Here is a 3,931-nt window from a genome sequence, read left to right as displayed (position 1 = left end):
TCATGCGTTACCTGGACCGGCATTCCCACAGAAACGGCTTCAGCCCCTCCACTTGATCCTACCGGCATCAGCCGGTCGGTCATTCAGAGATGATCGCCCGTGGCGATTCTCTTAAATCGACGATGGAACAGCTTTGCCTTCAGATTGAAGCGCACCTTCCAGAAACGATATGCTCAATCATTGCCGTGGATGCGGCGGGATTGCTGCATACTGTCGCAGCACCCGGTTTGCCGTCCGAGTTCGTATCGCATGTCGAAGGCATTCCGGCAGGACCGATGGCGGGATCATGCGGCTCGGCAATCTTTCACAAGCAGCCGGTCTGTGTAACCGACATTGCAACCGATCCACGCTGGGAGATCGTCCGACCTGAGGCGCTAGGTGCTGGCCTTGCCGCCTGCTGGTCAAATCCGATTACCGGCAGCGGTGGCAGGGTATTGGGCGCATTTGCCCTGTACTTCCGGGAGACACGCGCTCCAGGCGATGTGGAGCAGGATATCGTCCGGGCCTGCCTGGATCTAGCCGCGATCGCGCTGGAACGCCAGGAGCGCGTCGCGGAACGCGAACATCGCGCTACTCATGACGAACTCACTGGTCTTCCCAATCTGTCCGCCTTCAGCGCGCTGATCGCCCGCCTGCCTTGCGATGCCCCGGGATCATGGGGATTGCTGGCGATCGACCTCGACAATCTGAAGCCGGTTAATGACACTTACGGGCATCATGCCGGGGATTACCTGCTCAAGACCGCTGCGGAGCGCCTCAGATCAGCATCAGCGCCTGATCTGGTATTCCGGGTTGGCGGCGATGAATTCATGGTCGTGCTGCGGGCGGAACACCATCTCGCGGGGCTGGAGTCGTTCGTGGAGAGCCTCCTCGACCAACTCGCGCGACCTGTGGATTGCAGCGGTTTCTGGATAGGACCCCAGGCGTCTGTTGGTGGCGCGATTGTCACTGCCGACGACTCAATATCCGAAACGGTACGTCAGAATGCCGATCACGCACTATATTGTGCCAAGGAAACCAGGCGCGGCGGTTTCGTCCGCTACTGGCCGGGGCTGGGTTCGCCGATTACCGACCGCATACGCTACGCTCGAGAGATCGAAGGCGCCTTGCTGGAGGGACGCGTCGAACCCTGGTACCAACCCATCATTTGTCTCGATACGGGGCGATTCGTGGGTCTGGAGGCCCTATGCCGTGTCAGGACCGCGAGCGGCTCTATCAAGCCTGCGGCCGCCTATGGACTGGGGGATTCCGAGGCGGAAATCGCGTACGAATTGACCCGGCGAATGCTGGCGATGGTTGCGGAGGATTTCTCAGCCTGGGAGCGGCTGGAAGGAGCGCCCGACTATGTCGCCGTGAACGTGACCTCCGCCGATCTTCGGGTGCCTGGCTTGACTGACGAGCTACTGACGATCCTTCAAAAGCAGAATCTGGCCCCTGCCCATCTGGTCCTCGATCTTAATGAAACCACCCACCTCAGCTTGCGAGAAAAGCAATCTCTTGGGGCCATCCAGCAACTGCGTGCCAGTGGCATCAGGATAGCTCTCGATGATTTCGGTAGCGGCCTGGCATCACTCAGCCACCTGATGAGCGTGCCGGTGGACATGATCAAGCTCGACCCTTCGCTCACCGGCGCGCTCGTCGAGAAGGACAAGGCGGCCGCGATCATTTCGGGAATGCTGGACATTTCGCGCCGTCTCGGCATCGAAGTGATCGCCGAGGCCATCGAGACGCCTGAGCAGAATGCATGGCTGCATTCGCTTGGTTGTCGTTATGGGCAGGGCTTTCACCTCTGCCGCCCCATGCAACGAACAGAAATGTCCAACATGCTCAATTCCACGGCACCTGTTGCCGGGAATGATCGGAACAGATTGAGCGCATAGCGATTTCCTGCTCGAACTGGGGATACCGCCTTGACCTGAATAGGCTCTGGTGGCGAAGAGGTGGCGCGGTCGCTGCCGCCATAGTGGCGACTCGGCAGGCGCGTCGTATCTTCCCCGATGGCCAGTGACAAATCAGCCTGGCGCTGGCCCGAAGCCTGCCCCATCGGCAATGATGCATTGAGGTAGTGGTGCAGGAACAGTTGCGCTTTCTTCGCGATAATTTTCGTTGGCTCGCCGGCGGCTTCTTGCTGTTGATGTTCTCATCCTTCGGCCAAACCTTCTTCATTGGCCTTGCCGGCAATGAACTTCGCGTGCGGTTCCATCTATCCGGCGGCGCCTTCGGACTTATCTACATGGCCGCGACCCTGGCGAGCGCGGCGGTCCTGCCCTGGCTCGGACGCAGCCTCGACTTGATGCCCGGCTGGAAGGTTACTCGCTTTGCCATGCCGCTGCTGGCGCTCGCCTGTTTGCTGCTCGCATACGCCCCTCATATCGCGGTCCTGGTTGTGGCCATTTTCCTGCTCCGGCTGTTCGGGCAGGGCATGATGACGGAAATCGCCTTTACGGAAATCGGCCGCTGGTTCGTCGCCAGCCGCGGACTTGCCATGGCGATCGTGACGCTAGGACTCCAGACTGGAACGGCGCTGCTGCCGATCGCCTATATCCTTGTGAGCGACTGGCTCGGCTGGCAGGTGGCCTGGGTCGCGTCCGCCGCCGTGCTGATCCTTGCCTGTCCGGGCTTACTGGCCCTGACCCGGGTCGAGCGCGTACCGCACGCCAGGGAATCAGCGATGGCAGCCGGAAAGACGGCGCGCGACTGGAGCCGAAGCGCGGTCGCGCGCGACCCGGTCCTTTACCTGCTTCTCGCAGGCACGCTCGCGCCACCCTTCATCAGCACCACTATATTTTTTCATCAGGGCTATTTCATCGCGCTGCGAGGCTATGATGCGATCAGCTTCACCGCAGCCTTTCCGGTGATGGCAGTCTCGACAATTATTTTCGGGTTCGTTTGCGGCCATCTGGTCGACCGCTACGGCGCGATCCGGCTGTTGCCCTGGTTTCTCGGACCGCTGGCGGTCGCCTCTGCCACTGCCGCGCTGATCACGCCGCTATGGGGTATTTACGTTTTCATGTTCCTGCTGGGAATCAGCAACGGCTTCACCTCGACATTGCTCGGGGCGTTATGGCCGGAGGTTTATGGCATCGCCAATCTCGGCGGTATCCGCGCCATGACGGTGTCGGCCATGGTGCTGGCAACCGCGCTCGGCCCCGGTCTCACGGGCATATTGATTGATCTCGGCGTCAGCCTGCCAGAACAACTTCTCTGGATGGCTGGCTGGTGTGCGGCCGCCATGCTGCTGCTGGCCTATGCCGCCAAGCAGATCGTCCGACGCGAATACGGGAGCGGCACCCGCTGATTCAGACTGCAGGTCATCACGGCCGGACTATCATGAAGTGCCCCCACGCCCACGCATGATATGGCGTTGAAGTACAAATGTTTAACAGCAATCGAATCCGGAGAATAGGTCCATTTACGATAGATAAATCTTGCTCTGTCATCCTTCATCATATGACAGCTTATATTGAAGTCGATGGGATGCGGCTGCGCCGCAAGGTGCGCGCCGTGGTGATCAATGACGATGGCGATGTCCTGCTGGTGCGTCCGCATGGCTATTGCGATGGAGAATGGACTCTTGCTGGTGGCGGCGTCGAGAACGGGGAATCGCCTGTCGCCGCGATGCGCAGGGAGCTTGCCGAGGAACTCGGCATCGACTTGGAAGTCGGTCTTGAAGAACTTCCTGTAACCAACCGCTTCATCTACTCGCAGGAGCACAAGGCGAAGCGCGCGCTTGACCATGATGGTCAGGACGCGGTGATGTTTGCCTGCAAGGTCGGCAAGAATATTACCTTGCGCCTCCAAGCCGAAGAGGTAGCCGATGCGCGCTGGTTTGCGGGACATTGCGTAATTGATTTAGTCACCCTCCTTCTTGGCACGGGGTCGTATTGTACGCCTCAAAGGAGGAGGATGACCGATGACGATATTTGCAGGC

General features: G+C 59.8%; 3 protein-coding genes. All 3 read left to right on the top strand.

All coding sequences use genetic code 11. The annotated features are described in order from the left end of the window. Window positions 1-89 precede the first annotated feature (89 nt). A complete protein-coding gene (locus tag L3X40_RS21195; protein ID WP_272908113.1) occupies window positions 90-1,880 on the top strand; it encodes a bifunctional diguanylate cyclase/phosphodiesterase in 1,791 nt (596 codons plus the stop codon). A gap of 188 nt (window positions 1,881-2,068) precedes the next feature. Next, on the top strand, window positions 2,069-3,298 hold the full coding sequence (locus tag L3X40_RS21190) for an MFS transporter (protein ID WP_237367328.1): 1,230 nt from the start codon (window positions 2,069-2,071) through the stop codon (window positions 3,296-3,298). A gap of 77 nt (window positions 3,299-3,375) precedes the next feature. Then, a partial coding sequence (locus L3X40_RS21185) for an NUDIX hydrolase (RefSeq protein ID WP_272908112.1) occupies window positions 3,376-3,931 on the top strand: 556 nt, incomplete at its 3' end.

The sequence above is a fragment of the Rhizorhapis sp. SPR117 genome, assembly GCF_021742065.1.
The sequence above is the reverse complement of the archived record's forward strand: the minus strand, read 5'-3'. Positions and strand labels throughout refer to the sequence as shown.

Coding starts and splice junctions, on each gene's coding strand:
- L3X40_RS21195 (WP_272908113.1), top strand. CDS start 90: ATGATCGCCCGTGGCGATTCTCTTAAATCGACGATGGAACAGCTTTGC.